Here is a 25,223-nt window from a genome sequence, read left to right as displayed (position 1 = left end):
CCCTCCAAAAGACCCGTCCTGACCCATGCCTAAAATCAACACCATCACCCGCGAACAATGGCTGCAACAAGCCGTCAGCGCCCTCAAGCCAATCTTTAGCGCCAAAGGCTACCTCGTCCCTAACTGTCACGTTTCCTGTGGCTTTACAAGTACGGATGTCAAACGTGGGCATATCGGGCAATGTTGGAGCACCAAGGCCTCGGCGGACAAGGTGAATCAGATCTTTATCTCCCCAGCGCTGAGCGATCGCGTACAGGTCCTCGACACACTGCTGCATGAGCTCGTTCATGCCGTCGATGACTGTCAAAACAAACATGGCTCCGTCTTTAAGAAAATGGCACTTAAGCTAGGCATGAAAGGTCCTATGCGGAGCGCAGGCGCTGGACCTGAACTCAAAGCAAAGCTGAAACAACTCGCAGAGGAATTAGTCCCCTATCCCCACGCAAGGCTCACGGTCCCGAGCAAAGTCATTGACCGACGCCCTCGACCACGCGCAAAATGCTCAGAGTGCGGGTTTACGGTGCCTATGCTGAAAGCGTTCATCCATTACGGACCACCGATATGTCCGAAAGATAAGATTGAAATGACGGCTATTGGGGATTGGGAGGAAATGTATTGAGCGGACAAAGAGACACGTGGCTACAGCGAGAAGCCTATGACAAGCAAGGTATGCTCACAGCCATACGAGAACAATTCAAGATCGATTGGCATGGCATACATGGCGCCAACCATTGGGCGCGGGTGTTGCATCACGGCGTTGCTATTGGCACCGAGCGCTCGGCTGACTTATTCGTCGTTGAACTGTTTGCCTTTTTGTATGACAGCCAACGCCACAATGACGACGAGGACTACCAGCATGGTAAGCGTGCGGCCGAGTATGCGCGCTCGTTAAATACGGTTTACTTTCAGCTGTCTGCGAAGCGAATGGATGCTCTTTGCAAAGCGATCGAACATCACAGCGGTGGCAAAGTTCATGACCATGCAACGATTCAAACCTGCTGGGATGCTGATCGCTTGGATTTAGGGAGAGTTGGTATTAAGCCGAGTGCTAAGTTTTTGTCGCTTGAGGCTGTTAAGCATATTGAGGGGGCTTATCGGTGGAGTCGTTCCAAATTAAGTTGAAAGTTCATTTATCTTTTTAAAGAAATTTCCCAGAAAATGCAAAATCAAAGATGAGTTCAATTTTGCGTAACCTACATCATGAAAGATATCAATCAGTAGGTATCATTTAAACTTGCTAGCACCTAATTCAAATAAATAAAGCGTCTTTAAACTAAATTGTAAAGAGATACATAAATGGACAAACTCTTCTTAGCAGCATGCACATCCGATTTAATCGAAGCTGTTGAGCATTGCCTTGCACACGGAAGAACTGTTAACGATCGCAATGAAATAGGTATGACTCCTCTGATGCTCGCAGCGTCAGTTGGTAGTATTTCAGTCAGCCTATTTCTTATAGATCAGGGAGCTGATTTTCTTGCCCAAAATAATGCGAATGAGACAGCTGCCGACGTTGCTAAGAATAATAAGCATTTCAAATTGGGAGAATTACTTTCGAAACTTTGCGACGAAAGCAAGGTTGATGTCTCTAGGCCCGCCCCAATCGTAGACGATGGCGAAGGTCCTCCTAAAAAGGCGAGTGGTCGTCCACCCGGAGGTACAGGTCGTCGCCCAGGTCGCCCCTCGAAAAACCCAGGCAACAACGATGCTGATTTTGGTGATTCGGGTGATGGCGAACACAAAGTGGAGGTTGTACCTGATTTCAAACCAGTCAAAAGCGGTAAGCGTGGTAAGGGCGACGCGAAAGATTTGATTTCACGCGGTCCCGTGACGCCCGAGGAGTATGAAGCGCGTCGTAATCGCTTGAAGTCTCTCATCAAGCTCGGCAAGGATCGCGGCTATCTAACTTATGGTGAAATTAATGACTATTTGCCCGATGATCTCGTTGACGCAGAAGCGATTGACGGCATTATCAGTACGTTTAGTGACATGGGCATCGCGGTCTGTGATCAAGCGCCAGACGCTGAAATGTTATTGTTGGGTGAAAACGCACCTGCCGCCACGTCTGACGATGATGTCGAGGACGAAGCCGCTCTGACCACGGTCGCTTCAGACTTTGGTCGCACAACAGACCCGGTGCGCATGTTCATGCGTGAGATGGGTACGGTGGAAAGGCTGACACGCGAAGGCGAAATTGAAGTCTCCAAGCGTATCGAGGAAGGACTAAAAGCGATGATGATGGCGATTTCTAGTTGCCCGTCATTGATAAACGATATCTTGAATCACGCTCAACGAATCCGCAATGGTCAGGAGCGAATAGATGAAGTCGTTGATGGCTTAACCGATCTCGATGAATGCGTCGATTACGGAACTATCATCGTACCCGAAAGGACTGATGAAGATGGTCCTGCAGGTGGTAAGAGTGACCAACAGTTGGCAGAACTGCTGGTGCAAAGTTTAGCTAAATTTAAAACCGTTGAAACTGAATTAATGAAAATGCGTTTAGCCTACGAGAAGGATGGTTATCTTTCAGCCGCGTACGTAAACGCTCAAAAGGCAATTCAAAATGAACTGATGGAAATTCGTCTAAATGTTGAAATTGTTGAACAATTAGCTGGCACGTTAGGTGCTCAGGTCGCAGAAATACTCAAAATTGAGCGCCAGATAATGCGTTTATGTGTGGATCGTGCAGGTATGCCGCGAAACTACTTCCTCAAAGCACTTCCATCTAACGTAACTAATCTAGAATGGATACCTAACGAAGTTGCTGGCAGATCCGACTACGCCCCTGTGCTAGCTCAGCATTCCAACACTGTCCAAAATCTGCAAAAAGAATTAATTAATTTGCAGACAACGTTGGAAATACCTATTAAAGAGTTAAAAGCTAGTTATAGAACAATAGCGCTCAAAGCATCTAAAGTGCATCAAGCCAAACGAGAAATGTTGGAATCTAATTCTGATTTGGTTATTTCTGTTGCCAGCAAATACACCAACCTTGGAATAGGGTTTCTTGACTTAATTAGCGAGGGCAACAATGGCTTGATGAGAGCAGTCGAAAAATTTAATTATCGGCAAGGCTATAAATTTTCAACGTGTGCCAATTGGTGGATTCATCAAGCAATCAAGCTCCTTTTAGCAGATCAAAAATACAAGAACAATTCTCCAGATAATATAAATAAAACGATTAGTGATGACCCTTTTTTTAATTCGAGAGATTTCAATGAGAAATTTACTGATTCAAATGCTTTAGATTCCGTTTTTAATAAGTCTATGCGCGATGCAGTTCATGAAGTTCTCAACTCCCTAACAACTATCGAAGAGAAAATTTTGCGTATGCGTTTCGGCATTGATATGGACTCAGGTCATTCCATTGAAGAAATTAGTGAACATTTAAGCATTTCGCCTGAGGAAATACTTAAAATTGAAACTCATGCGTTTCGTAAATTACGACATCCTAGTCGCGCCGATATCTTGAACGAATTGTTTGACAGGCGGTAAGATCAATGAATAACAATGACAGAATTTTAATTTTAAATTCTACTAATTTTAAGGCGGTCAAAATTAAAAATCTGGTTTCAACAATAGCTTTTTAAGGACGATTGCCTAGTAAATCTATAAAAAATACAGTATTGAAAATGCAAATAAAATCCTAACTGTTAATAAAAACTAAATTTTAAATTAATTATAGTTACTCGGTAAAATTTAAAAATGGACTTGAAATTTTTAAGCGATATCATCGCGAGACCTCTAAAGCAACAGGTTCAAAATGGAATTTTACCTACTGATTTGTATATTGGTAAAGGCGTTAATCCAATTGAAGTTGCTTTGTATATATCAAGCATAAAAATAACAACAACTATAGTTTCAAAAATATGGTCAGATAGAAAAGGTGGAAGATCATCGCCCTTACTAGTCATCGTAGTTCATAGGGATGAGGTTGCGATTTGTGGCCCGATAGGCGAAAAGCCTCCGGTGATCTTAATACGCGATTTATCCCAAGCAGAAAGACTAGCACGGGAAGCCCTAACTAAAGTTGATCGCCATAGCGCAATTAAATTTTTATCAGATGCGTTACCTTCATTAAGTACTGATTTACCTGGAATTTCTAATCAAGGTTTGTTTGCTCTACACGCCTTGAAAAAAGAAATATCAGAAAGATGTGATAAGGAAAATGCAAGTAAGTATGCAAAGAAAATAGTTAATAAAAAGGGGGTTGATTTACTAGGTGGTCTCGGATATAGCATTGAAAGAATTGATAACTTAACAAATTTACTGCGCTCTGGAGATAAAAGGACGGCATTGGCAGTAATGCTTCAGGAAGGAGAACTTGAGGAGGCAGGCGCAGAGCGTTTTAATAAGTTATCTCCAATATCTTATGCATTAACAAAAGCTGATCTAGAACAATTACCGTGGGTAATTTTTGTACAAGGAAATAAAGTACGTCTTTATTCAACACAAAATATTGGGGTAAGTAAAAGAGGCCGAACTGAAACATATATAGAATGCCAGACTTCACTACTTGCTGAGAGAGACATTCACTATTTATGGTTATTATTTTCTGCAGATGCACTTTCGAAGGAAGGATCAGTTTCACAGCTTATTGAAGGGTCAGCTAGATTTGCTGGTAACTTAGCTGAAAAATTAAGAGAGCGAATTTACGATTTTGTCATACCTAATTTGTCTATTGGAATCAATAAAGCTAGAAATTTCACAACAATTCCGACACCACAAGATATTAAGCTGACATATGAAATGGCTCTGATTGTTTTGTTTAGACTTCTTTTTGTAGCTTATGCAGAAGATAGAGACTTACTACCCTACAGGTCCAATGAAAATTATAGAAGGAGATCTTTAAAACAGAAAGCGCAGGAATTACTTGGGGCGGTATCACAAAACAAAAGCGAACCAGCTGGTCAACATCATTGGAGTGAGGTGTATCAGGTGTTTCAGGCTGTAAACAAAGGGAATAGAGAGTGGGGTATTCCTGCATATGCTGGGACAATTTTCTCAGACGATAAATTGATATCTGACGCTGGTTACACATTATCAAAAATAAAAATTGATAACAAATACTTTGAACCAGCATTAGTGGCTTTGCTTTTGACCGATACCGATGAAAATCAGTTAGGCCCTGTAGATTTTAGGAGTCTAAGTGTTCGCGAGTTTGGCACAATTTACGAAGGGTTGTTGCAATCAGAATTATCCATAGCAGACCAAGACTTAGCAATAGACAATTTGGGGCACTATTTGCCGGCGAATAAGTCTGATTTGATAACAATCAAAAAAAATGAAATTTATTTACACAATAGATCAGGCGCAAGGAAATCAACTGGCAGTTATTACACACCAGATTTTGCCGTGGAGCATTTATTAGATGGATCATTAGAACCAGCACTTGATGAACATTTTAATAGACTTAATAAATTAGAAGATGTAGAAGCTGCTGAGCAGTTTTTTGACTTTAGAGTAGCTGATATTGCAATGGGTTCTGGTCACTTTCTTGTTGCGGCAATCGATCGAATCGAGAAGAGATTCACTCAAGAACTCCAGCTAAGAAGATTGCCTGGTGTTATCAAGGAATTAAATGATCTCCGCTTATCGGCAAACTCACAGCTAAAAGAATATTATGACCAGATAAGTATCGAGGATGGACAATTACTTCGAAGGTTAATTGCTAAAAGATGTATTTATGGTGTCGATCTTAATACGCTAGCTGTCCAGTTAGTTAGATTATCAATATGGATTCACTCATTTGTGCCAGGGCTACCTCTATCACTTGTCGATCATAATATAGTCCACGGCAACGCTCTTGTTGGAATAGGTAATTTAGATGAAATTAAAAATGCGTTCCCAAAACATGAAGAAAGTTTATTTTCAATTGATGTTGAAAGTTTGCTAGGCACTGCTCGAGAATCATTATTAAAAATCGCTAAAATATCAGACTCTACGATCAAGGACATTGAAAGTGGAAGGTCGTTGCTTGAGCAGTGTCAAATTGCCATTAAAGAAACCAAGGCGCTATGCGATTTAATTACTGCAAAAAATATTAGCAATGAGCTTCTAGTAAAAGGTTTTCCATTTGAGGATTGGGAGCGCGTTAAGGAAACCATCTTTGAAAGTAAAGCACATCAACTGGCAATTGAATGTTTAAAAGGACTGCATGTATTTCATTTCCCAATTGCATTCCCAGAGGTTTTTATAAGGGACAGGGCTGGATTTGACGTTATTTTAGGTAATCCGCCCTGGGAAACCATAAAAGTTGAAGAGCAAAAATTCTGGGCTAGACATTTTCCAGGCATGAGAGCCCTTACACCTAGAAATTTTGAATTAAAAAAATCCGAGCTTTATCTTAAACGACCAGATCTAGTTGCTAAATTAGCTACCGAGGTAGAGGAGTCAAGAAAAATAAGGAAAGCGGTTTTATCTGGCGATTTTCCGGGTCTTAATGCCGCAGAGCCGGATTTATATAAAGCCTTTTCTTGGCGGTTTTGGAAATGTATTTCTGATGATGGTGGAAAAGCCGGCTTAGTTCTTCCAAGATCAGTCTTTAATGCACTAGGATCACAAACCTTTCGTACATCATTATTTGAAAAAGCAGATGGATTAAAAATTACAACATTAGTAAATACTGGCAGATGGGTATTTGATATGGAGCCTCGTTATACAGTCAGTTTAGTAAATTTTTCACGTGTTAAAAAAGGTACTGGGCTTTTATATCTCGCAGGACCATTTTCAAATAAAAAAACATTTGATTTAAATAAACTTAGATTTACAAAGATTGAAATTGCTGATTTATTGACATGGACGCCTAGTTGCTCAATTCCAATTTTTCCAGGAGACTCATCTATTGATACTTTTCTGAAGATCAGAAAATCGCCACGCTTAAATCTTACAGATGGCGTTACATGGAAAATTCAATTGGGATCAGAATTTACCTCTTCAGATAAAAATAAATTTGACTTAATTTCAGAAACTTGTCCAAAGGGATATTGGCCAATTTATTCGGGCAGTTCATTTGATATATGGAAACCTGACACAAAAACATATCACGCCTGGGGAAATCCAAAAAAATTATTACCCTCACTTAAAACACAAATATGTAGTTATCGAAAAAAAGAGCTATATGCTTTCTGTGAGAGGCCAAGAATCCTTTTTCGAAAGGTATCTAGGGCAACAGATTCGAGAACAATGAGAGTTGCGTTAATCCCACCTAATATATTCTCTTATGAATCCGCGCAATATATAGACTTAACTCTTGGAGATGAAAAAGATCAAGCATATCTTTTAGGAATTTTATCTTCAAGAATATTAGATTGGTATATCAGACGTTTTGTAGAGGCCAATGTCAATCTATATATCGTAAACCCCCTGCCAGTTCCACGCCCAGATCGAGGTTCAAAGTTATGGAAAAAGGTCGTTTCGTTAAGTGCAAGACTTGCAGCTGTCGATGATAGATATAGTGACTGGGCAAAGAAAGTTGGCGTAGCATTTGGTCCAATTACTGATGAAATTAAGACAAATTTAATTTATGAACTTGAGGCTGTGATTGCTAAATTATATGGATTAAATAAAAAAGAATTAATTAATCTCTATGAAACCTTTCATGAAGGCTGGGATTTTTCTACGGAATTAAATTCAGTCTTAAAAAAATTAGAAGAAATAAATGAATAACGTACCTAATTTAATCGATAACGTTGATAATAAATTATCACATATTTTAAGTAATATTTTTAACGAAGCTAAATTAAATGATGGTTCTGAAGCGAGAATTGCAAGCGCTTATTTTAGTCCTGCAGGTTTCGTTAAGATAGTTGATTCACTGCAAGGCATCAAAACAGTTTGTTTGTTGCTAGGTGCTGATATGCCTGATTTTTCTGAATTACAAAATAAGCGTTTAGATGAATCTCAAGATGCTTATGCAACTAGAAAACTTAAAGAGAAATTACAAGCTCAGATTAAATTTTTAAAAGAAGAACGAAATCATTTTCCTTTTAATAGGGCTACCTCTGCTTCAATAAGGCTTATGGTAGATGCGCTTAAAAAAGGAAATATTGAAGTGCGTAGATACGAAAAAGCATTTATGCATGCAAAAGCTTACATACTATCCAATTCATATATTGATAAGACACATAACTCCGTTATTGTTGGATCATCAAATTTGACATCCGCAGGACTTAGCTTTAATCGTGAACTAAACATGTCGAGGCAAGATAATGATGTCATTAATGAGGCTAAAATATGGTTTGATTCACTTTGGCTAGATTCAGAAGAGTTTGATTTAGTATCTTTTTTTGAAGATTTATTTATTCCACGCTCTCCATTTCAAATATTTCTTCGCGTACTTTTTGAGTTATATGGCGATGAAGTTGATAAAGATACAATTAATGATAAAAATTTGCCTTTGACTAGTTTTCAAAAACATGGGGTTGAGAGGGCTATTAGGCTAATAAATGAATGCGGTGGAGTCATAGTCGCAGATGAAGTTGGGCTTGGAAAAACCTTCATTGCTGGCGAAATAATGACACGTTATATGGCAAGAAGGCAGAGAGTTCTGTTGATTTGCCCTGCATCATTAAGAGACAGCACATGGAAAAAATTCAAATCGGATTACCAGCTGCATCTTGAAGTTTTATCATTCGAGCAACTTGCAAATGAAGAGCAATTAAAGGATTCGCGTCGCCCTAATGCAAATCAAAGACATATTGATCGCGTGCTTGATGAATATCAACTAATTATTATTGATGAGGCTCATAACTATAGAAATCCAGATGCCGCTCACCGAGCGGGTGCTTTGAGAACCCTGCTTTATGGCCCCCGTAAAGATGTATTAATGTTGACTGCAACACCAGTTAATAACTCTTTATGGGATTTATATCATTTGACAAGATTCTTTCTTAAACAAGATTCTTTTTTAGCAAACAAAGGCATAATTTCAATCAGGGAGAGATTTGAAGAGGCTATGCGGTACGATCCTGCTAATCTTTCTCCAGACTTGCTATATCCCATTATCGATGCGACCACGGTAAAAAGAACTCGACTGTTTGTAAAAAAACACTATCCGAGCGACTACATAAGAAATTCCGATGGTCAAATGGTTCCAATTGTTTTTCCAGAACCATATGCGATTACTGTCAGGTATGCACTTGATGAGTCCTATCCTAATTTATTTGATTTAATTGTAAAAGCACTCGATCCTGATTCTGCATACCAATTATCTTTCGCAAGATATAAAACAGAAACATATCGAATTAATATTAATGACGAAGAAAAAAGAAAAGCAGGAGCTGCGGTTGGATTAATTAGGAGTGGCTTACTAAAAAGATTTGAATCCTCCGGTGAGGCTTTTCGTAAAACAATATCTAGACTTATAAATCAGTATGAAGAATTTACCAAAGCAATAGAATATGGATTTGTTATTTCTACAGGCTATCTTGATGAGTACTCTGTAAATGATGATGATGATTTTGAAGAGGCTCTTGAAAATAGCACATACACTAGTCCAATATCAGATTATAAAAAGATAGAACTTCTTGAAGATTTATCATCAGATTTGAGAGTTTTAAAGGAAATTGAAAATAAACTTAAAAATACGGCTCCTGAAAATGATCCAAAACTTAAAGCCTTAGTTAAGGAGTTGGAGTATATAGCGAAACAAGCTAGAGATGAATCAGCTGATTTAGTTAATGAAATTCAGAAAAGAAAAGTTTTAATATTTTCCTACTATTCCGATACTGTAGGATGGATTAGAGACTTTCTGATTGCTGAATTTGAACGAAATCCGAAACTGGCATCATATAGAAAAAGGATTGCATCGGTTTCAGGCACAAATTCAGAGGATGACTTAAAACGAAATATAGCTGTAGAGCAATTTGCACCAGTTTCCTCTGGATCCTCTAGGGAAGAAGACTTAATTGATATTCTTATTTCAACTGACGTCTTGGCAGAGGGTGTTAATTTGCAGCAGTGCCGTCATATTATAAATTATGATATGCCGTGGAATCCTATGAGATTGGTTCAAAGGCATGGTCGTATTGATAGGATCGGCAGCACCCATAATAAAGTTTATATGCGAACTATTTTTCCTGTGGATCGACTTGATGAGTTACTAAATCTTGAGAGTCGAATTTTAAATAAACTTGCTATGGCTGCTGCATCTATTGGTGTTGTATCACCACTAAATAACGTATCAAGTTCTGAGCATGTATTTTCAGAAACTAGAGAAGAAATTGAAAGGCTGTTAAGAGAGGATTCGGGAATATACGAACGCGGAGGGACACTTAGCTCTTCTCAAAGCGGTGAAGAGTATCGGCAGACATTAAGGAAAGCTATTGAAACAGATCGTGAGTCTATAACAAATATACCTTGGAAATCAGGTAGCGGTATAACTTCTGAAAAGTATCAAGGTTATTTCTATTGCATAAAAGTTGGGGAAAGAACCTATTTAAGATTTATTCATTGTAATTATGACTGGACGCAAAATAACGACATTTCCAATGATGATGCCATCATTCGGGAAATAGGCACATGTCTTAGAATTATCGAATCTAATAGCGATACTCCGTTATTGTTACCGGAAATAGCGGTTAATAATGTATATGATTTTTGGGAGCTAGTTAAAAACGATGTATGGGAAAGCTGGATGCATGAAACTGACCCTGCAAATCTTCAACCTAAAGTTCGCCCCTTAAATCAAAAAATTGCCCTATTCATTAGAGATAATATCCCTCAAGATTTTGAGAAAGAAAAAACTCATAGGGCTTTAGATATCTTAGAATCTCCATGGTCTAGAAGGGATGAAATATTATTGAGGGAATGGTTTGAGAAAAAGCTATCAAATATTGAAAAGTCAAAATTTTTAATTGAGAAAATAAATTCAAGTGGTATGGAGCCAACTCAAACACCGGAACCCCTACCACCAATCAATATTGATGAGGTCAAACTGTTGGTCTGGCTGGCTGTATCTAAAGAGGTTATTGAGTCCAATTAGGTTAAAAAATCTCTAATAAACATCTTTCCTATGCTTTGAGCAACTAGAGGGGGAACAGAATTGCCAACCTGTTTACCTTGGGAAGATCTACTCCCCTCAAATTTAAAACTATCAGGAAAGCTTTGAATCCTCGCAGCTTCTCTTACAGATAGAGTTCTATTGTCAATGGGATGAATTACCCTGCCAGTACTGGGGGTATCAAATCTAGTTGTTATCGTTGGGCATAGGGAATTTTTTTCTAGCCGCCCCCATGCACCTGAATGATGAGATTTTGTTTTTAACTCTTCTGGAAGAGATTGAAAATTTTGACCGGGTTGAATCAATTTGATTCTTTTTACTACATCAGAAGAATGTGGAGTCGCGGAATGATTCAAAAGCAATCCCTTACCTTCCCTCATTATTTTTTGATATTCATTCTGAGGTGCACATAGATATTCATATGCACTTTCACCAGCCTCTAATCTAGGCAAATCAGAAAGGGCGCACCAAACTGTCGGTGGAGATAAGAATTTTGTTTCAAAGTCAAATAATGAATTTTGAATAATATCGTTATTTTGTTGTGACAACTCATCCTTGGAGTAACAAATTTTTTCTAAATTTCCTAGTTCGCCACTTAATAATTGCTGTTTTTTTGACTCTAATCTTGTACCAATTACAATAACTCTTCTACGGATTTGTGGGACACCGTGCTCCTCAGATTTAAAGGTTTTAAAGCTAATTGCATATCCTAGATCATGGAAATACTCACGCATTGATTCCATGACCTTAGATTCGTTACTGTCTTGATTAACATTCTCTGATTTCATCCCCAAAACATTTTCAATCAAAAAACATTTTGGTTGAAAAAAATTAACAAATCTAACGAATTCTAAAAAAAGTAAATTCCGTTCATCATTTTCAATTCGCTTTCTGTTAGCCATACTAAATCCCTGGCATGGCGGACCGCCAACAATTAAATCTACATCTTTTTTTACCGAAAATTGACTTGATAATTTTTTTAAGTCAATTTTTCTAATATCGTCAATTACGACATTAGCATCTGGAAAATTTTTCTGAAAAGATGTTCCAGCCTCTAGATCAAACTCGTTCGCGAAAAGGATCTCAAAACCTGCATTTTTAAGGCCTAAACTTAGGCCTCCTACGCCGGCAAACAAGTCTATTGAAGTAAATTTTTTCATCATTACATTTTATACTGGAACTGCTATACCATTTCCTACTCGACTTTTGGTTGCTATATCTTTAGCATCATGAGTGGATCTCTGTTTGATCAAGGATTCGACACGGTTGGACGAGACCCAAGCAAAAGAAATCATGTCCATTGGCTGAGTAATGGTGAGTTGAGAAGTGGCCCCAATCATTTGGACAGCAATACGTCAGAATTAATAAAGTGACCGTGCTGCCGGGTTACGCGGCCTTGGCCGCAAATGGGTAATTGAAATATACGCTATCCGGAGTCTGTCCGTTCAATGCCTGATGTCCTCGCATTTCGTTGTAGAACCGAATGTATTGGGTTAACTGGGTTCTAGCTTCTGATGTAGTTTGATATGCTTTCAAATACACCTCCTCATATTTCACAGTGCGCCAGAACCTTTCAATGATCACGTTGTCTCGCCAGCAGCACTTTCCATCCATGCTGATCTGGATGTGGTGAGACTTCAAGGGAGCGGTGAATTCCAGGCTGGTGAACTGGCTGCCCTGATCGGTATTCATTATCTCTGGCACGCCATACTTTTGAATCGCTTCATGAACCGCTTCAATACAGAAATCTGTATGCATGGTGTTCGAGAGCCTGAAGGACAGGATTTTTCTGCTAAGCCAGTCGATGACGGCGGCCAGGTACAGAAAGCCCCGTTTCATCGGCAAATACGTGATATCCATCGCCCAAACCTGGTTGACTCGGTCAATGGTCAAGTTTCTGAGCAGGTACGGATAGACTTTGTGAGCAAAATTGCGCTGACTAGTGTTTGATTTGCGGTATGTCGCTTCGATGCCCATCTTCCTCATCAAGCGAGTGACCCGTGCACGGCCCACTGCCGAACCCTGGTGTCGCAGCAAATCACGTAACATCCTCGCGCCCGCAAACGGATAGTCCAGATGCAGCCGATCCATCGCCGACATCAATGCCAGGTCCGAATCCGAGATTGGCGCAGGCTTGAAGTAAACCGTAGATCGGGCAATGCCCAGTGCCTTAGCTTGTCTGGAGATCGAAAGTTTGTGGGTCGGGTCAATCATTTTCTTGCGCTCAGCTTGCCCGCTTTGATGAGCGCACTTTCTAAAAAATCGTTAGCAAGCGCAAGTTCACCGATTTTGGAGTGTAGTCGTTGCACATCAATATCAGGCTTATCTGGTTTACTGCCATCAAAGACAGCTTATGCCTCTTTAACCGGATCGGCTTTCAACTGCGCAATCTGGGTGGCATGTACATCGTATTTCTCGGCTATTTCGGCTAGCGGCAATTCGCCTCGAACTGCTTCTAACGCCACCTTCGCTTTAAAAGTGGCTGAATGGTTTCGACGGGGTCGTCTCATGGTCTTGCGCTCCAGTTGGCAATATTTTTGCCTTAAAGAGCAGCACTGTCACCTTTTATCTATCTGTCCGAATTTCCGGGGCCCGCTCTGTCTAGAGAGAACATCCAGATGACTATCAAAACATCTGTTAATCCATTGCGAAGCTTACTTTTTAAATTTAATAAAAAGCCTATAAAAAAGGTAAACTATCCTGAGTATTTAGACTTTCGTTTCTATAACAACAACAATCTCCCGCCAAGGAACTCACGGTAATGTCCGGATCAACATTCCAAACAAACCCCTACGATTTATTCAAGCTGCTAGAGGATTGCCAGCGGGGCAAGATCCAGCTTCCGGATTTCCAGAGGAGTTGGGTTTGGGATGAAGATAGGATAAAAAGCTTGTTAGCCTCGCTGTCTCGCGCTTTTCCCGTTGGGGCGCTAATGACCCTAAACACTGGCGGCGAAGTGAACTTCAAGCCCCGTCCGATCGAGGGCTCCCCTCCTGAAGCCAAATCAGTTTCTCCAGAGTCTTTGCTGCTAGACGGCCAACAGCGCATGACTTCGCTATATCAAGCGACGCTACGAGACAAGGTCGTTGAAACCATTACGCCCAAAAACAAAAAAGTAAAAAGATGGTTTTACATTGATATACGTAAGGCTCTTGACCCAAGCATCGACCGAGAAGAAGCGATCGTAGGAGTCCCTGAGGACAAAGTCATTCGCACCGACTTTGGACGAGCCGTTGTCTCTGATCTATCTACGGCCGAGCTCGAATATGAGATGCTGATGTACCCCGTCACTAAAGTGTTCGATTGGGATCGCTGGCAGGATGGTTTTGACAGTCACTGGAAAGGTGACGCTCACGCAGAAGTCCGTGAGACCTTCAGACTTTTTAAACGTGAAGTGTTAGAAAACTTTAAGTACTACAGAGTGCCCGTAATTGCGCTTGATCGCTCCACCTCTAAAGAAGCGGTGTGTGTTGTGTTCGAGAAAGTGAATACGGGCGGCAAACCTCTTGATGCATTTGAGTTAGTGACGGCGATGTACGCTGCAGAAGGTCATGAGCTACGCAAAGACTGGTATGGCGATGAAACCCAGCGAGGCCGTCAGCGCAGGTTCATTGATACCTTAAGACCGTCTGACTCTGACAATGGCATTATTTCTAGCGCGAGCAATACGGACTTTTTACAGGCCCTATCCTTATTCCATACGCGAGAGCGTCGGCGCGAGGCTGAAAGAGCGGGCAAGCAAGGAAAAGATTTACCTGCAATTACTGGCAGTCGTCATGCCCTCCTCAACTTGCCTCTTTCCGAATACAAGAAATTTGAGAAACAAGTCGAAAGCGGTTTTATAAAAGCGGCGAAGTTTCTTCATTTGCTCCATATATACCGGGTCTTTGATCTGCCATATCAATCACAAATCGTCCCTCTCGCAGCGATCATTGCTGACATTGGTGATGCTTGGGAACATGAAGCCAACCGAGCCAAACTCACGCGTTGGTATTGGAACGGTGTATTTGGCGAGCTCTATGGCTCAGCCGTAGAAACACGAATCGCAAAAGACTTTGTAGAGGTACCGATTTGGCTATCAGGTGGCATTGAGCCAACCACCGTCAGTGAAACCATCTTTAGAGCCGACCGACTCAAAACGATGCGTATGCGTCTGTCTGCAGCGTATAAAGGAATGAACGCCCTGTTGATGAAAGAGGGCGCACAAGATTTCCGCTCAGGACAAAAGTTTGATCACACTATATTTTTTGGTGAAAACGTCGATATTCATCACATATTTCCACAAGATTGGTGCAAGAAAAACAAGATAACGCCAAGTATCTTTGACTCAATCATCAACAAAACACCTTTGTCCTTCCGGACTAACCGAATCATTGGTGGTGTGGCGCCTTCTGAATATCTGAAAAAACTAGAAACAGGTGACAAACAAACACCGCGCATTGAGCCTGGTCAGCTGGATGCTTATCTCCGCTCACATCTAATAGAGCCATCATTTTTACGCGCAGATGACTTTGAAGGTTTCATGAGCGATCGTCAAACAAAACTTCAAAAGCTCATTGAGCAGGCTACTGGTAAGGTTGTTTACTCGGGAACGGAGACAGACGAAGGTGTTGATGTAGAGGTGGATGATGAGTCAAATCTGGACAATAGGATTTGAAAGCCCATTACTCAAAATAGGCTGCAGTAAATTGATTCTTTACTTATGGGTTTCGCTCTGTGCGGGGCTCATTGCATATCGAATCGCTACACAGCAGGTTCGAAGCTGCGTTTTTAGCGGGGTGAGTGGATAAATTGTTCTTTCCATCCTGTTTTATAAGAAAAAATCTAAGGCTAATAACTAAGGGGCTAATCATTGTTTGATACCTAATGGTATAAAACAATTTGTAACAATTCGCTTACGATGTATGAATTAGTAACCGAAGCCAATCCTCGCCCATAATCATTTTCCAATTCTCCATGCCTATTACCGACCTCCGCAACCGAGTTGCAGTAATAGCAGCACTAGCAGAGTTCGACTCACTGGGCCAAACGGCTTTCTTAAAGAAATACGGTTTCGGTAAATCACGCGAATATCAAATCTTTGATCCTGCCAGTGGCAAGCTCTACGACTCAAAGGCAATCGTAGGGGCAGCCTATGGATATGCTTTCCCAGAGCAAGGGCCTTTAGGCGCCGCAGACTTTTCAGGTGGCGAGGCCACTGTACAAAAGGTATTGCAAAACCTAGGGTTTGAAGTACGACAAGGCAGACCCGATTGGTCAGCGGCCGAGGTGCAAGCCATCATCGAAGATTATTTTGAAATGCTTAATCTCGAATCGCAAGGCGTTGCGTACAATAAATCTGCACACAATGGGCAACTGCAACAACGAATCCCAGCTCGTAGCACCGGCTCAATAGAGTTTAAACACGCCAATATCTCAGCGGTACTAGCTGAACTCGGCCTTCCGTACATTCTAGGTTATAAGCCACGCTCAAACGTTCAAGATTTGCTGCGCAAGATGGTGCAAGAGCATATAGAAAGGCACCGCGCTAGCCTACTCGAGGTCATGGATAACTTTGATGTTCTCACCCCAAGCGGTGCGCAGCAATTTAGAGGGGTACTGATTGATACGCCAATAGTCGAGCGCTACACGCCAACCAACTTGAAAGTGCGAACGGCTAAAAAATTTGACTACGCCGCACGCGAAGACCGTAACCGCCTTTTGGGGTGTAACGGTGAAGCCTGGGCAGTTGAGTATGAAAAAGTCAGGCTTGGCGATGACAACAGAATTGATCTGGCCAACAAAATAGACTGGGTTTCCGACCGACTTGGAGACGGCTTGGGCTATGACATCTTGTCATACGACTCATCCGAAGGCGCCTCTACAGAACAAAGCCGATTCATTGAAGTCAAAACTACTAACAGCGGCGCAGCCAATCCTTTTATTGTTACGCGTAATGAAGTTGAGTTTTCTGAAGAACAAGAGGATGCCTTCTGTCTGTACCGAATTTTTAATTTTGCCAAACAACCACATCTGTTTATCTTGCGCGGACCGTTAAGCGCACATGTAGAGCTTGAAGCCCTTGACTACAAAGCACGGCTATTAAGTAGCTCGGCATGACCGCCATGCCCTTATAAAAAATAACGGAGCGTGCAACGTATGCAGTGACCAAAGAGGAGATTCGGCAACTCTCAGCGGAGTTCGGAGCGACGGTGCTGAGATGTCTCTCAGCACCTGATCAAAGCGGTCGCTCGGAGATTAGTTGGATTCAGATGGCGTTGCAGAAAAATTTGTAATGCTTACCTTTATCTCCTCACCTAAAAATATCAAACATCCCCAGCACACTCATCCCACCGATAAGCATCTTGATGTAAAGCTTCATTTTTTGATCCATCGCCTGCTGCATCCCTGCGGCGTTTAGTTTCAATGCCTCGACCTCAGCCTCTAACCGTTGGATTGCTTCGGCGTGTTCGTCTTCTCGGGTCTTTTGCTCCATATAAATAAATGGTGGCTCAACCGCTGCAGCTGTGGCGAACTTTATCCCGGATGCTGTATAGGGCAAGGATCCTGCCTTGACTTTGGTGGCAGGGCTTGGTTTTTTATTAACTGAAGTTTGCATATCTTTTCCTGTCGTTGGATGACAGGGGATGATATGTAGCAGGCTCGTTCAGGTGTGTGCAAAAACACCTGTTTATCCATTGTGGAGAGTACGGATAAGCTTTAAAAAAGTGAACTGGCAGACGCAAGAGCTGCCAGACTTTTCTCAGCGTTTTGGTTTAGGTGAAGGTGCAGGCGTAGGTGCAGGCGTAGGAGCAGCAGGAGCACTAGCTGGCGTGGCGCTGCCAGACTTGTTAGTAGACGCCGGTGCGCTGGCTTTAGGGTTAGAACCCGAAGCCACTTGTGCATTGACGTTAATTGGCAGTACTGTTGCTGCTACCACTAATAACATACTACCTAGTGCGCTGAGCTTAAACATTTTTTGCCTTTAAAAATGGAGATGATATCTAATATTTATACCATTTTTTTTACTCCACTTTTTCAGTATCTGGGGATTGGTGTGCCCTTGTCGATGACTTCGCGACATGTATTGTCAAAGGTTGAGTTGTCATAATCGGACATCCCATAGCTATCCACATAGCGTTTTTGAGGAGAGAATGTTTCATTAAAGAAACTACCCCTTAACGTGTCTCCTGGAATCTGTATATCACCGAGGTCTGCGAGAGAGTGAAAGATGTTTTGAACGGATAAGGGTGCCTCGCGATGCTTTCTTAGAGAAACGATTTTTTCAGGATAACGCTGTGCGAACTGCTCGGAGTACCACACCAACGCAGGCACCTGAAAATCATATTGCGTGTTGCTGCCATGAAATGCCAGTGTGCACGCCCCATCATAAAGATTTTGTCCATGATCGGAGATGTAGATCATCGCACTGACTTCAGCCGAGGATTTCAAGATCTCGATGATGTTTGAAAGCATCCAGTCCGTATACAAAATTGAATTGTCGTAGCTATTGTTGAGACGCTCTTTGAGGGCAACGCTTGGGCTGATGTGGCCTGCACCAAACAACGATGGCTGCCAGCGATCAAAAGACTGGGGATGACGATAGCTGTAGTTCCAGTGACTCCCTAACGTGTGTAGGACGATGAATTTTTGCTCTGCGTTCTCACTCAGTATTTTTTTAAAAGGGTCGAGTAATACTTCGTCAAAACTCGAACGATGAGTCGCTTGTACGATATTTAAAAACTTTACGTGTTTCGCCTCTTTTGCGATTGCTGTGACGGACGAGTCGTATTTTCCATAAGACAACTGATTTGAGAGCCAATAAGACTGAAAACCGGACTCATTAAAAGCCGACACAATTGATTTTTCCTTGAAACTCGACGATTTGAAGCTATCGACAGCCGGCAAGCGAGAAAGCATCACGGGGACGGATAAGCTTGTTGCGGATGTTGCAGACACGACGTCGGTGAGGCTGATCAGATTGTCTGTGGCGGCGAGCAATGGATTGGTCTCTCTCTCATAACCGTTCAGAGACCACCGATCGGCGCGTGCGGACTCACCAATCACCAAAACAATCACGCGTTTGTCTTTGGTGGCAGACTGCGCATGAAAGGCAAACTCTTGCTTCAGCTTCATTAAATCATCTGCATTGTTACGTTCTTGCCAAAACTGATATGCGCTTGCTACGAGGCCAAATGGTCTTGTTTTTTCTATTGTCTCTGAGTTCAAACGATCGCTGTAAAACAAAATACTTCCACCCACCAGCGCGATGAGGGCCACCACAAATCGCAGGCGGCCTGAACAATCTAACGCACGCGTTTGGCGCATGGCCCTGAGTATTAAAAACCACCAAAGCAACACAACGCACCAGATTAGGGCCCAAAGCCAGCCTTGATCACCGATAAACTCAATAGCTTCACTAGGATTTGTTTCAGCGATGATGCCCAAGTGATGCGCCTTGAGCCCAGTATTGAAGTGCAGACGCAAATAGAGCTCGAGGGGGAGGATTAAAAATACAGGAAGTAACAACCAGTGCACATAGGCAGGACGTTTAAAGACCCACCATAGAAATAGCCAGCCAATCACTACCACATCAAGGGAATAGTAAAGTGGCTCTAAGACGCCTTTCGATGTCGTGGATACGTGCTGTGTCAGCGAGAGCGCAAGATACGTGCACAGGATCGCAACAGTCCATGGTCTCCATCGCGGTAAATTCCCAAACACTGCGACCCCTCATTTTTTTCTAAATTAATCAATAGTGTATTAGATGGCTGTCGGAAGGGGGTACAGCGTTATTTAACGACCAAATTTGTCAGTCAACTATGTTAATTTGACTGATCAGTACATAAAAATAATCTGGAGACAACATGAAAACAATGAAATTTAAAACACTCAGCATGGGTGTATGTGCGGCGGTCATGAGCGTGTCATCGCTTGTCTATGCGCAAGCGGACTATCCGAATAGGACGATTACCTTGGTGGTGCCGTTTCCACCGGGTGGGGTGACGGACATTGCCGGTCGCGAGGTCGCGAGAAATCTCACGAAATATTTAAATCAACCGGTCGTGGTAGAAAACAAAGTCGGTGCGGGTGGCAACATTGGGACTCAATATGTGGCGCGCAGCAAGCCCGATGGTTATACCTTGGGTCTCTTGACGGTGAGCGCCATGTCGATTGCGCCGCATGTCACTAAAAATCTTGGTTTCAATCCCAGCAAAGACTTCACACCACTGACTAATGTGATCACGACGGATGGCGCGATCGTGGCTAATGTGGCAGCTCCCTACAACACAGTTCAGGAGCTGATCGCGTTCGCCAAAGCGAATCCCGACAAGGTGAACTATGCGAGTGTGGGTAATGGCTCGATTCCGCATTTGACGGCAGAAATGTTTTCTCAACGCGCGGGGATCAAGATGACCCACGTCCCCTACAAGGGTGCGGGCCCTGCGATGCAAGACTTGCTCGCCAATCAGATCCCAATCTCTTTTGAGACGTCGTTGGCGACCGCCTTAAACAATGTCGCGAGCGGCCGTTTAAAAATCCTCGCCCTCACGGGACCACAGCGTTCCCCTGCTGTACCGAATGTGCCAACGGTTGCGGAGTCGGGCTATCCCAATTTCAGTGCGCAGGGCTGGTTTGGGTTGTTTGGTCCGGCTAATTTGCCACCTAATGTTGTGGCTGCATTGAACAAAGCCACCACGGATGCGCTGCGCGATCCTGAGGTGATCGCCAGGTTCGAAAAGCTCGGTGTACGCCCCGATCCCCAGACGCCCTCGGACTTTACAAAGTTTTTAGCGGCTGAGTCTACGAAATGGGGCAATGTCGCAAAGTCGATCAAGCTTGAACCTAACTAGTTTGAGTGGCTAGGCCCTGTACCATTAGCGTTGACCAATAAGCGCTACTGCAAGCGCTGTCCCGTAAATGCGCTCCACAAGCGCACCATCGCGTAGATGTCGAATCGAACACGCGTGGTGACGCTTATGTTGACTCAATAAATCGCTGGTGTGGTGACCCAGAAAAGCTCGCAATCCTCGTCGCCAATACACCAGAGCTTGTAAGTTGAACTCGCCTTAAAAGCGAAAGAATCTCCAGGCAAGAGCGAATATGTCTTTTCATCAACTTCGAGTCCCAAAATTCCAGAAATGACAGTACCGGCTTTAGCACCATTCGCGATCGGGGCAAGGCCTTCGACGACCTTGCTTTGTGGATGCAAAACAAAGCGCATGAGCTGAAGGGATGTCAAGGCATCAGGAGACAGAATTTCCTTGCTCATGCCCGATGCGCCAAGATCCATCTTTCGGCGACGTCCAACCCTGACAACTATATTTTCCTCAATATTATTTTCAATATGCTCATTTTGGAAAAGCCATCTCAAGGGCATGGATAGCGCAGAGCAGATCATACTGAGTGATCGCAATGAGGGTGCAGAAATCCCTCGTTCGATTTGGCTCAAAAGGCCAATAGAAAGTCCAGTTTTTTTAGCAACTTCACTCAAGGAAAACTGTTTAACCTTTCGGCGTTGGCGTAGTTTTTCACCGATGCCATCAGTCATCATGTTGATATCTTTCACGCCAGTGGTTTCAGCCTAGTCAAAATTCATTATCGAAGTTTAAAGTTTGATTTTAGGATAAAAAAAACAATTAGTCCCTCAGTCCATAAGTCCGGGAAGGTAAAGTGAAATGATCGGAAATGCAATCAGCAAAGAAAGAGTGATGAGGTCAGCTACGATAAACCACGATACGCCTCTAAAGATGGTAGGGAGTGAAACGAGATTCCCAAGTGCGCTTTTAGTCACATATACATTGAGTCCGACAGGCGGGGTGACCAGGCCAAGCTCTAAGAGCTTAACTAAAATAATCGCGAAGTAAATCAGATCGATTCCCACTGCCTTGGCTAAAGGCAAAATAATCGGGAGCGTCAGCAGCAACAAACCAATCGAATCAAGGAAACAACCCAAAATCAAATAAAGTGCAGCCACGGCGATAATGACACCCAGTTCACTACTCGTGGTTGACAGAAAGCTCTCTGTGATGAATGCGGGTAATCCGCTGAGTGCAAGAAACTTCCCTAGCATAACGGTGCCGATGACTACCATGAAAATACTGGCAGTCCCACTGAGCGTCAGAGAAATCGAGCTTTTAATGACGCTCCAGCTGAGAGATTTCCTTAAAAAAGCAATGAGTATGGCAAGCGCAGCCCCAACCGCACCAGCCTCCGTTGGCGTGAATAATCCGATAAAAATTCCTACCAGAACACTGAGAATTAAAACGGGTAAGGGCCATACTTGAGCCAATACCTCGAGTTTTTCCTGTCGGGAAAAGGTTTCCCTAACGGGCGGCGCTAAATTTGGATTCAGTTTGACTCTAACGTAAATCATCGCTGCAAACATCAGCATCGATAGCAGCCCTGGCAAAAATCCAGCCATGAAAACCTTGGCAACAGATACCTCTGCCATGTATGCATACAGCAGCATCAAAATACTCGGAGGAATAAGAGAACCTAGCGTTCCAGCGGAAGCAATCACCCCACTGGCGAGACCCGGATCGTATTTGTACTTGAGCATTTCGGGCGTCGCAATGCGGGCAAAGGCTGCAGAAACAGCAACACTGGAACCTGATGCTGCAGACATCAATCCACAGGCTCCAACGCTTGCAATGGCCAAGCCACCGGGCAATCTGGACAAGAAAATACGCATTGCCTTGAACAAACCAGAGGTCAGCCCTGAGAAACTAGCAACATAGCCCATCAACAAAAACATCGGAATAGCGGTAAGGTTCCAATCTCCAACAAAATTGAATGGTACCGAGCTCACCACGCCCCACGCAGCCCGCCAGTTAACGACTGCTGCAATACCAAAAAAGGACACAATGCCAAGCGCGACACCAATCTGGATACGCAGCGCGACAAGCCCAAGTCCGATCAATAGCCCTATAAAACCGATTGCGACGTTACTCATGATTCTCCTTTAATCAGATACTGACAGAAGTGTCTTTATCTGAATCGGGCGAGCTTGGCGTGGGATCAAAGTCTGGTTTGGTAAACGCGTGAATAATGTGTAAAAGAACAACCAGCATAAATGCTGAAAACCCTAAAGGCAGTGCGAATCTGGCTGGCCAGACAGGAACATAAATAGAACCCATAACAACCTCGTTAATCTCGAATGATTGAAGAGCATCAATTAAAGATTGCCAAAACAAAATTCCTATAAAAACAAGCGTCACGACAGCGCCAAAAATATAGGTGAACCGCCTCCAGAATTTGGAGAAATTAATGACTAAGAGGTCAGAGTTGATGTGCTCGTGTCTGAGTTCAACAAGAGCCAAAGGTAAAAAAACGATAATGACCATGTGATAAATGGAAATGACTTCAAGATTTCCCTCTATCGGTTTGTTGATCACGTTATTTAGAATGACATCCATGACGGTCTGGAGCATCATGAGAACGAGGCTCAATGCTGCAAGTCCCGCAAGCAGATATGCAAATTTCTTGACCAGCGACTCAAATATTCTCATTTCTTTTTCTCGATTAGAGTGGCTAGGCAGTGACCTCGTAAGAAGCTTTTGCCGTGGCGTCAGTCAAGTAACCTTGCTCCAAGTCGCGCTTAATTTCTTCTTTAGGACGCTCCGCGGGATGACCATAACCGCCACCGCCTGCTGTAAAGATCGTCAGGATGTCACCTTTTTGCAGTGTCATAGCATCTTTACTCTTTATAGGGATGATCTTGCCATTGCGCAGCAACTCGCCCCTTCCAGTATGGGCATCCGTTCCACCAAAGAGTCCATACGGAGAAATAGTGAATCGATCCGCATAGATAGCAAAATTGACGTCATCCTCTAGGATTTGGAAGCGTCTGAAAAAGCCTAATCCACCACGCTGCTTGCCATGACCACAAGAGTCAGGAATCAGCCCGTAGCCGATAATTCGAAAATGGCTGAAGTCCATATCGGTGGCCTCAACCGGGGTATTGGTGCAATTCGAGAGAGGGGAATCTACGGCATCACAGCCATTTTTATGCACAGAGGCGCCAAATCCACCTCCATATACTTCAAGGTAGACTTTGTACTTTCCGCTTTTCTGATGTGCAATTGAAGTCACAAGTGTGGAGTCATTACCACCAGCAATGACTTTTTCAGGAGCGACTTGTGCAAGCGCCTTTAATACGGCGTTAAAGCACCTGTAGGCAGCTTCCATTCGTGCCCGCACTGGGGCAGGATAGCTTGGATTCACAAGTGACCCTTTAGGAGCCTTGATCGTAATCGGTTTTTTTGTTCCCTCGTTAAAAGGGATATCGGCACTTGTGAGTGCTGTTTTAACTGCAGTGAGTCCAGCAGATATTGTTGAAGATAAGGGGCAATTAAGATTACGTGAAACTTGCGCACACGTTCCTTCAAAATCAATTTCAATACTATCGCCAGAAATTGTTACTTTGGCTTTGACTCTCAAGGGGGTGTCGGTTATCCCATCATCATCGACTGCATCCTCGCCGTAATAAACGCCGTCAGGTAGTGCCGATATAGCGGTTCTGCAGCGCATTTCAGAATAATCAATCAACTGCGCCATGGCGAGTTCCATGGTTTCCAAGCCGTATTTGAGAAAAAGTTGCTTCAGCCTTTCGCCACCCACCCTATTGGCAGCAAATTGAGCATCAAAGTCACCAATTGTTTGACTAGGTACCCGAATATTTGCAGCAAGCAATCGCTTGAGCGAACCATTATTTTCCCAGTCATGTTCAAAGTTATACCTTGAAGGTGGAAATATCATGCCCTCTGCGTGGACATCTACTGCCTCAGTCGTCAAGCCTGGATTGCCTCCACCAAGGTCCAGATGGTGGGCAACGGTACCCGCAAAACCAATCAGCACTCCGTTCAAAAAAATGGGGGAATAGATGAACACATCCTGAAGGTGTTGACCGCCTGCATAGGGGTCATTATTGATATAAAAATCTCCTTCTTTGAGCTTCTCGACTGGATAAATGTCAGCACAGGCTTTAAAAATCTCAGACATAGGACCCAATTGCATTGGAATCAGTTCAGCCTGAGCAACAACATTGCCAAATCTGTCAAATAAGCATGCTGACGCATCAGCAGCCTCACGAATGATGGTCGAATACGCCGACCGAATAAGCTTCACACCCATTTCTTTAGCGGCAGCAATCAAGCCTTGCGTAATGACCGCGTAGTCAACGGGATCAATACTGTCCGTTTTAGCAACGGATTGATCAAACGCTGGTGCATTCATG

16 protein-coding genes and 1 pseudogene are annotated in these 25,223 nt (G+C 42.9%); 9 read left to right on the top strand and 8 right to left on the bottom strand.

Annotated elements, in window-relative coordinates; translation table 11 throughout:
* Positions 1 to 25: 25 nt before the first annotated feature.
* The 5 genes from AC8GE9_RS03010 to AC8GE9_RS02990 all read left to right on the top strand — a co-directional run bounded on the left by AC8GE9_RS03010 (position 26) and on the right by AC8GE9_RS02990 (position 10,987).
* Positions 26 to 619 carry a SprT family zinc-dependent metalloprotease gene (locus AC8GE9_RS03010; RefSeq protein ID WP_506675627.1) on the top strand — a complete coding sequence of 198 codons (594 nt, stop codon included), beginning with the start codon at positions 26 to 28 and terminating at the stop codon, positions 617 to 619.
* Complete coding sequence (locus tag AC8GE9_RS03005) at positions 616 to 1,122, top strand: HD domain-containing protein (protein WP_506675626.1); 507 nt, start codon at positions 616 to 618, stop codon at positions 1,120 to 1,122. The genes AC8GE9_RS03010 and AC8GE9_RS03005 overlap by 4 nt, the downstream gene beginning before the upstream one ends.
* A 174-nt stretch (positions 1,123 to 1,296) precedes the next feature.
* Positions 1,297 to 3,498: a sigma-70 family RNA polymerase sigma factor gene (locus AC8GE9_RS03000; protein ID WP_506675625.1), complete on the top strand. Its 2,202-nt coding sequence runs from the start codon at positions 1,297 to 1,299 to the stop codon at positions 3,496 to 3,498.
* A gap of 210 nt (positions 3,499 to 3,708) precedes the next feature.
* Positions 3,709 to 7,671 carry an Eco57I restriction-modification methylase domain-containing protein gene (locus AC8GE9_RS02995; RefSeq protein WP_506675624.1) on the top strand — a complete coding sequence of 1,321 codons (3,963 nt, stop codon included), beginning with the start codon at positions 3,709 to 3,711 and terminating at the stop codon, positions 7,669 to 7,671.
* Positions 7,664 to 10,987, top strand: a complete 3,324-nt coding sequence (locus AC8GE9_RS02990; RefSeq protein ID WP_506675623.1) for a helicase-related protein — start codon at positions 7,664 to 7,666, stop codon at positions 10,985 to 10,987. Before AC8GE9_RS02995 ends, AC8GE9_RS02990 begins: the two co-directional genes overlap by 8 nt.
* Here AC8GE9_RS02990 and AC8GE9_RS02985 read toward each other — a convergent pair.
* Together AC8GE9_RS02985 and AC8GE9_RS02980 are read right to left on the bottom strand one after the other, a co-directional pair.
* On the bottom strand, positions 10,984 to 12,168 hold the full coding sequence (locus AC8GE9_RS02985) for a DNA cytosine methyltransferase (RefSeq protein ID WP_506675622.1): 1,185 nt from the start codon (positions 12,166 to 12,168) through the stop codon (positions 10,984 to 10,986). The two genes, AC8GE9_RS02990 and AC8GE9_RS02985, sit on opposite strands and share 4 nt — an antisense overlap.
* Before the next feature lie 223 nt (positions 12,169 to 12,391).
* Positions 12,392 to 13,515 (bottom strand): annotated as a pseudogene (locus tag AC8GE9_RS02980) (IS3 family transposase).
* Positions 13,516 to 13,766: 251 nt separating this feature from the next.
* On the opposite strand from AC8GE9_RS02980, the gene AC8GE9_RS02975 reads away from it, so the two are divergent.
* On the top strand, positions 13,767 to 15,662 hold the full coding sequence (locus AC8GE9_RS02975) for a GmrSD restriction endonuclease domain-containing protein (RefSeq protein ID WP_506675621.1): 1,896 nt from the start codon (positions 13,767 to 13,769) through the stop codon (positions 15,660 to 15,662).
* A gap of 299 nt (positions 15,663 to 15,961) precedes the next feature.
* Positions 15,962 to 17,104, top strand: a complete 1,143-nt coding sequence (locus AC8GE9_RS02970) for a protein NO VEIN domain-containing protein (protein ID WP_506675620.1) — start codon at positions 15,962 to 15,964, stop codon at positions 17,102 to 17,104.
* 193 nt (positions 17,105 to 17,297) lie between these two features.
* On the opposite strand, the gene AC8GE9_RS02965 is transcribed toward AC8GE9_RS02970, so the two are convergent.
* A complete protein-coding gene (locus AC8GE9_RS02965) occupies positions 17,298 to 17,603 on the bottom strand; it encodes a hypothetical protein (RefSeq protein ID WP_506675619.1) in 306 nt (101 codons plus the stop codon).
* Between the two features lie 109 nt (positions 17,604 to 17,712).
* On the opposite strand from AC8GE9_RS02965, the gene AC8GE9_RS02960 reads away from it, so the two are divergent.
* Positions 17,713 to 17,973 carry a hypothetical protein gene (locus AC8GE9_RS02960; protein WP_506675618.1) on the top strand — a complete coding sequence of 87 codons (261 nt, stop codon included), beginning with the start codon at positions 17,713 to 17,715 and terminating at the stop codon, positions 17,971 to 17,973.
* Positions 17,974 to 18,022: 49 nt separating this feature from the next.
* Here the strand turns inward: AC8GE9_RS02960 and AC8GE9_RS02955 are convergent, their stop codons facing one another.
* A complete protein-coding gene (locus tag AC8GE9_RS02955; RefSeq protein ID WP_506675617.1) occupies positions 18,023 to 19,708 on the bottom strand; it encodes a phosphoethanolamine transferase in 1,686 nt (561 codons plus the stop codon).
* Positions 19,709 to 19,851: 143 nt separating this feature from the next.
* On the opposite strand from AC8GE9_RS02955, the gene AC8GE9_RS02950 reads away from it, so the two are divergent.
* Entirely contained in the window at positions 19,852 to 20,838 is a 987-nt protein-coding gene (locus AC8GE9_RS02950; protein ID WP_506675616.1) for a Bug family tripartite tricarboxylate transporter substrate binding protein, read from the top strand.
* Positions 20,839 to 20,972: 134 nt separating this feature from the next.
* On the opposite strand, the gene AC8GE9_RS02945 is transcribed toward AC8GE9_RS02950, so the two are convergent.
* The 4 genes from AC8GE9_RS02945 to AC8GE9_RS02930 form a co-directional block, all read right to left on the bottom strand.
* Entirely contained in the window at positions 20,973 to 21,539 is a 567-nt protein-coding gene (locus tag AC8GE9_RS02945; RefSeq protein ID WP_506675615.1) for a helix-turn-helix domain-containing protein, read from the bottom strand.
* Between the two features lie 93 nt (positions 21,540 to 21,632).
* Positions 21,633 to 22,940 carry a TRAP transporter large permease gene (locus AC8GE9_RS02940; protein WP_506675614.1) on the bottom strand — a complete coding sequence of 436 codons (1,308 nt, stop codon included), beginning with the start codon at positions 22,938 to 22,940 and terminating at the stop codon, positions 21,633 to 21,635.
* Between the two features lie 13 nt (positions 22,941 to 22,953).
* A complete protein-coding gene (locus AC8GE9_RS02935; RefSeq protein ID WP_506675613.1) occupies positions 22,954 to 23,496 on the bottom strand; it encodes a TRAP transporter small permease in 543 nt (180 codons plus the stop codon).
* A 22-nt stretch (positions 23,497 to 23,518) separates the two neighbouring features.
* Positions 23,519 to 25,222, bottom strand: coding sequence for a hydantoinase B/oxoprolinase family protein (locus AC8GE9_RS02930; protein ID WP_506675612.1), 1,704 nt, complete (start codon positions 25,220 to 25,222; stop codon positions 23,519 to 23,521).
* Between the last annotated feature and the right edge of the window lies 1 nt (position 25,223).

This window comes from Zwartia lucis (assembly GCF_965234455.1).
In the GTDB taxonomy this organism is placed as follows: domain Bacteria; phylum Pseudomonadota; class Gammaproteobacteria; order Burkholderiales; family Burkholderiaceae_B; genus Zwartia; species Zwartia lucis.
Note: the sequence above shows the minus strand (reverse complement) of the source record. Positions and strands in the feature narration are given on the sequence as shown.